The sequence below is a fragment of the Pseudolactococcus raffinolactis NBRC 100932 genome (genome assembly GCF_001591765.1).
Lineage (GTDB): Bacteria > Bacillota > Bacilli > Lactobacillales > Streptococcaceae > Pseudolactococcus > Pseudolactococcus raffinolactis.
In genome coordinates this window covers 22,784-28,783 of sequence record NZ_BCVN01000025.1, presented here as the reverse complement: position 1 = coordinate 28,783, position 6,000 = coordinate 22,784, and the positions used below count along the sequence as shown (strand labels likewise).

5 protein-coding genes are annotated in these 6,000 nt (G+C 41.6%); all 5 read right to left on the bottom strand.

Annotated features, from left to right (window positions below; genetic code table 11):
- Positions 1-40: 40 nt before the first annotated feature.
- The gene (gene pyrG, locus LRA01S_RS07695) at positions 41-1,651 is read right to left on the bottom strand and encodes a CTP synthase (protein WP_061775053.1); all 1,611 of its coding nucleotides are present in this window, start codon (positions 1,649-1,651) and stop codon (positions 41-43) included.
- 244 nt (positions 1,652-1,895) lie between these two features.
- Positions 1,896-3,158 carry an HAD-IC family P-type ATPase gene (locus LRA01S_RS10960; RefSeq protein WP_061775052.1) on the bottom strand — a complete coding sequence of 421 codons (1,263 nt, stop codon included), beginning with the start codon at positions 3,156-3,158 and terminating at the stop codon, positions 1,896-1,898.
- On the bottom strand, positions 3,155-4,315 hold the full coding sequence (locus tag LRA01S_RS10955; RefSeq protein WP_061775051.1) for an HAD-IC family P-type ATPase: 1,161 nt from the start codon (positions 4,313-4,315) through the stop codon (positions 3,155-3,157). Before LRA01S_RS10955 ends, LRA01S_RS10960 begins: the two co-directional genes overlap by 4 nt.
- Positions 4,316-4,373: 58 nt before the next feature.
- Positions 4,374-5,363 (bottom strand): GNAT family N-acetyltransferase, encoded by a 990-nt coding sequence (locus tag LRA01S_RS07680; protein ID WP_061775050.1) that lies wholly within the window; start codon positions 5,361-5,363, stop codon positions 4,374-4,376.
- Between the two features lie 33 nt (positions 5,364-5,396).
- Positions 5,397-5,963, bottom strand: a complete 567-nt coding sequence (locus tag LRA01S_RS07675) for a TIGR01440 family protein (protein WP_061775049.1) — start codon at positions 5,961-5,963, stop codon at positions 5,397-5,399.
- Positions 5,964-6,000 lie beyond the last annotated feature (37 nt).

The window sequence follows — 6,000 nt, the reverse complement described above, 5'->3', positions numbered from 1 at the left end:
GATTTACATTTAAAATCATACATAGCCTATTTTTAAAGTTTTATTTCGCTTCAGCGTTTTCAACAGATGCTTTGACAAAGGCTGTGTAAAGGCCTTCTGATCTGTTTGGACGGCTTGACAATTCTGGGTGATATTGACATGCAACAAAGAATTTATTTTCTGGAATTTCAACAATTTCTACCAAACGGTTATCAGGTGACACGCCTGAGAAGACGAGTCCTGCTTTTTCAAACTGTTCACGGTAGGCGTTGTTAAATTCATAACGATGACGGTGACGGCGTTGGATGACTTCTTGATTGTCATAGGCTGCTGCTGTCACTGAGTGTGCTTTCAATTTCGCTGGGTAAAGTCCCAAACGAAGCGTACCACCCATATCCTCAACGTCGATTTGATCACGCATGAGGTCGATAATTGGGAATTTCGTTTCAGGATTCAACTCAGTTGAGTTAGCGCCGTCAAGTCCAAGGACATTACGACCAAACTCGACACAGGTCAACTGCATGCCTAGACAAACGCCAAGCATCGGTACATCATTTTCACGCGCATACTGAATCGCCGCAATTTTACCCTCAGTACCACGGGGTCCAAAGCCACCCGGCACAATAATCCCGTCAGCGTCGCCCAAGAGCTCAGCAGCATTTTCAGGGGTCACATCGTTTGACTGAACCCATTTCAGGTCAATGTCGGTGTCCGCAGGGTAACCGGCATGTTTCAAGGCTTCAACGACTGAAATATAAGCATCTGGTAACTCGACATACTTCCCAACCAAAGTAATCTTAGTTGATTTTTTAAGGTTCATGACGTGATGAACCATTTCTGTCCATTCCGTCATATCTGCTTTTGGCAAATCAAGTTTCAAATGATCCAAAACAATTTGATCCATGTTTTGTGCTTGCAAGTTAAGCGGGATTTGGTATAAATGTTCCACATCAAGCGACTCAATCACGGCTTCTGGTGCCACGTCTGTAAACTGGGCAATCTTGTTTTTAATGCCTTGCTCAGCTGGCGTTTCAGTCCGGATGACGATCATATTGGGTTGAATCCCCAAGCCACGTAATTCTTTAACAGAATGTTGTGTTGGTTTCGTTTTCATCTCAGCAGATGCTTTTAGATATGGCAACAAGGTTGTATGAATGTAGAAGACATTATCCGCACCCACATCAGATTTCATCTGACGCAATGCTTCAAGGAATGGCAATGACTCGATATCGCCAACAGTTCCGCCGACTTCAGTGATGATGACATCTGAGTCAGTCGTTGCTGCAGCACGTTTGATTTTTTCTTTCAAGGCATCTGTGATATGTGGGATAACCTGAACCGTCGCTCCCAAATATTCGCCTTTACGCTCTTTACGCAAAACTTCTGAGTAGATTTTACCCGTCGTTACGTTAGAGTATTTATTGAGGTTCACATCCATGAAACGCTCATAGTGACCCAAGTCAAGGTCAGTTTCTGCGCCATCATCTGTCACATAAACTTCTCCATGTTGGTAAGGACTCATTGTCCCTGGGTCGATATTGATGTAAGGATCAAACTTTTGAATGGTGACTTTAAGGCCACGATTTTTCAAAAGACGACCAAGACTTGACGCCACAATCCCTTTACCAATACCTGAAACCACACCACCTGTGACGAAAATGTATTTTGTCATTTACCTATTATCTCCTTATTTTAGCCTCTAAACAATTGAACAACTGGGAAAATAAATATAAAAAGCTCCCAAAATTGGGAGCTATCTGTCCGACCGCCTGAGCGGTGCCCGATAATTATTATAGCAAATTTTTTGCGGACTTGTCAAATCCAAATTTCCAACACCTGACCCAGCATGATCATTTTGACGGTTCACCAGTGTTAGAAAATGACACTTGCCACATCAGCAATTAAATGAGAGAAACTCAGACCTCCACCATCTTAGGCTTCTCTTTTAAGACTGTTATCAGTAGGATAAACCGAACGATTAATATCGCAACGATATCAATGAGCACAATAATTAGAGAGAAAAAGTCATACCACAGCGGTAGCCAAGAAATCTCTATCGAAAATAGACCAAAGAGTGCCATAAGTGGGGGAATAAAATAGCTAGCGACAAAAGTAATAAGTGACAAGAGAAGTACACCTATTCTAAAGCGCGTCAACGGGCGACACAACAAGAACATTAAGAAAAGTTGAACACCGCCTACCACTTGTGTGATCGTTGTTTTCATTGCCATATCCAGGTATTCAGATTGGGCGTAATGTTGGAAGTATTCTATCTTACCACCCACATCCTCAATGATAATCTCTCCTTTAGCCAAGGCCCCCAAAGTAAAGATGGTCAAAGCAAGTATGACGCCGCAAGGCAAGGCATTTAGAAATATATTTCTAAAGAAATTATCCTTTGCCTTGGCTTCATTTTTCTCAAAAACGAACAAGAAAGTTGGCACGCCAATCGTTAAGATACCTACCAAGGTCAAATTAACAGGATCAAGTGGAAACAAAATTTTAAAGAGAAAGAAAGCAAAAACCAAAATCGTCGAATAAATCACACGAACAACGTGTAAACTTGCGACCGTATTGATATTATTGATGACTTTTCGGCCTTCTTTCACAACATTTGGCAAGGTTGAAAAATCATTTTCTAATAAAACAAATTTGGCAACTGCTTTTGTTGCTTCACTGCCTGAAGCAAATGCAATAGCACAGTCCGACTGTTTCAGCGCTAAAATATCATTAATCCCATCACCAACCATACAAGTCGTATGACCATTGTTTTGCAGCGCTTGAATGATATTGCGTTTTTGCGGCGGCGTCACGCGCCCAAAAATGCTAGTCTCTTTAACGACCTTTTGCAATTCAGTCATATCTTCTGGGATATCTGCTGAGATAATCGCTTTACCTGTCACACCAACATCCTTGGCGATGGCGGCAACGGTATCAGGATAGTCGCCAGAGATGATCTTAACATCAACATCTTGTGATTTAAAATATGCGATGATATCTCGCGCATCTTCTTTCACGACGTCTTTGATGAGGATAAGCGCAAGCAAAACCGCATCTTGAGGCACAACCCGATCCTTCAAATGACCTTGACTATGTGCCAAACCAATAATCCGATTACCTGCCTTCAAGGCTTGATCAATCTCAGCTTTAACTTCTGCTGATAACTCAGGCACAATCATATCAAATGCCCTAAAAGATAAGTCCCTCGCCCCGCAATCTCCATAGCCTGTAACTTCAAATCTGATGAAAATGGCAAATAATGAATCACATCATAGGATTTTTTAGGAGCTTGAAATTTAGACTGTAAAGCAATCGTCGACATATTTTGTTCTTCATCACGACTGACAATAAAAGCGATGAGGTCATCAATCTCTGGCTGATCTTCACCGTAGTAAAGGACCTTTTCGACACTCATCTTCCCTTCGGTAATGGTCCCTGTTTTATCCAAACAAATGGTATCCACGCGTGCCAAGGTTTCAATAGCTGGCAATTCTTGGGTTAGCGTTCCCATTGTCGAGAGCTTTAAAACACCCGCAGCTAGTGCCACGCTAGTTAGCAGAACGAGACCTTCAGGCATGATGCCAATCATGGCAGCAACAGCGTTTAAAATGACGGCATTTGTCCCGATAATCTCCATGAAATTATACTGGTCAAGAAAAACAGCAATCGTCGCAGGTAGAATAATAATCGTAATCCATTTTAAAATCCGATCAATATTCTTTTGAATCTGTGATTTCGCCATGCCAAATGTTTTGGCTTCAACGGTTAATTTGCTGACGTAAGTATTATCACCTACTGAAACGACCTGTACTTTCGTATTGCCCTGCATGACAAGACTGCCAGAATAAATTTCATCACCAACATGCTTTTTGATGAATTCTGACTCACCTGTGATCAAGGACTCATCCACCATAAGACCGCCTTCTAAACAGACGACATCAACAGGGACTTGCATGCCTTTTTTCAAGTAAAGAATATCTTCAAGCACCAAGGCTTCTTTATCAATTTGAGATTCAACCCCATCACGGATGACACTCACTTTAGCCTGTTTTAAAATAGAAAGGCTTTCAATTGTTTTCTTTGCTTTAATTTCCTGATAAATGCCAATACCTGTATTAAACACCACGGATAAAATAAACAGCAGATTCTTAAGCGATCCTGTAAACAAGACCATGCAGAATAAGAGTAGGTTCAAGAAATTGAACAAGGTCAAGGTATTGTGCAGGATAATTTCTTTGGTCGTTCTACTAGCTGAAGTAGTTGTGACATTGACCTCACCTTTTGAAAGATGGGCTACAACTTGAGCCTGGGTCAATCCTGTCTTTAAATCAGTCATTGAGAGATACTACTCCTTATCTTTTGAATTTGTGATATCAGTTTTTGATGAAAACGAGTTAAAAATATTCCCGTAAGATGACATCTTGCATGACAAACTTGGTAAACTCACCAATCGTCATCGTGACAGCTTGACCTGTACCAAATGTTAGATTATTTTCTGGTAATATGTCATCAGTAATCGTGAATTGCTTGTATACAGTGATCGGAAATTGTTTCAAAAATGCTTTCAGATTCACAATACGTGCCATCATATATGGCAATAGACTGATCTTAGCACGACCTGGCTCACGCATCTCTTGCTCTAGCGTCACATCTGATGGTGCTGTATATATGATCTTATCAAAAGCCCCCGCATGACTCGCAATAAAGCGATAAGCTGCGTTTTTGGCTTGGTCATCAAGGGTTATCAATTCTTGAATCACAAAGTTCATACCATCAAAGTCATAAATGACATAACCACGAGGCTCGGTCTGATCATAGATGACTGCAAAATGAGGCTGCTTTTTATAGTCATAATAATAGGACCATTCAAAGTCACCGCGAACAAGGCTACCGTTTCCGACTGCTTGCGCGTGTACACAAGCCAAATCTACCTGTGCTGTCGCATAGGCTAACCGTTTGACTGTTAAATCAGTTTTTGCTCCCACTGGAAAATCAACCGCATTTATCTCATAGTGTTTTTGGTTGAAAACATAGCTATAGCCAAATTTACTGTAGAAACCGTATGAAAATGGGGCGAGATAAGAAAAAAAAGTTTCGTTTTGATAATTCTCTCTTAAAATATCAGTCATGAGCTGACTTGCTGCACCATTGCCACGGAACTCAGGGTAGCTAGCAACATAGCCAATCCCCGACATGGGTACCGTTTGACCTTGAAAATTCACCTGAAAATGCGTGTCAACGATCATACTGGTCAAGTCACCATTTTCAGTATGGGTATGCAGGCTCGACTGCTCTAATAATTTATAAAAAGCGCGGTCACCACCAGTTGGATTTTTGTGGAAAGCGTATTTCGCTAGCTCTAAACAAGCTGCTTCTAGTGTCATGTTTTGCCTCACAATCTTTGTCTGTCCATCTGTCTAGCCTTGTCTAAACGCATCAACCACATCATAGCTGGCGCGTGGCCCACCTATCAGTTTAGGTCGACTCTTAAGGGCCGTCACGTGCGCACCACCTAGTTCGCGCATAATAGGACGAAAAGGAATCTGAACGTGTTTAACGTGCATGCCAATGGCTGTGTCGCCAATATCAAGACCAGCTTGAGCTGTGATATATTCAACTTCGACTGGATCCTGAAACAGCGCATAGGCTGCGACTTGACCACTCCCCCCCGCATTGAGCTGGGGCACAACTGAGACAATCTCTAAATCCTTTTGATCTGCTAAATCACGCTCAACTAACAAAGCTCGATTGAGATGCTCACAGCCTTGCACTGCTAGACGCACACCGATCGCCGTCAGTTTGTCATAAATTGTTTTGACAATGACTTGCCCAATTTCAGCTGACGAATTATGACCGATCAAACCACCATTCACTTCACTTGATGATAAGCCCAGAACAAAAATTTGTCCTTTCTTGAGATCAGCTTGCTTGATCACGTCATCTATCAAGATTTCTGTTTGTGTTTGTAATTTTTCTAAATCCATTTTTCTACCTACTAACTTGCGCTCTATCCCCAACATC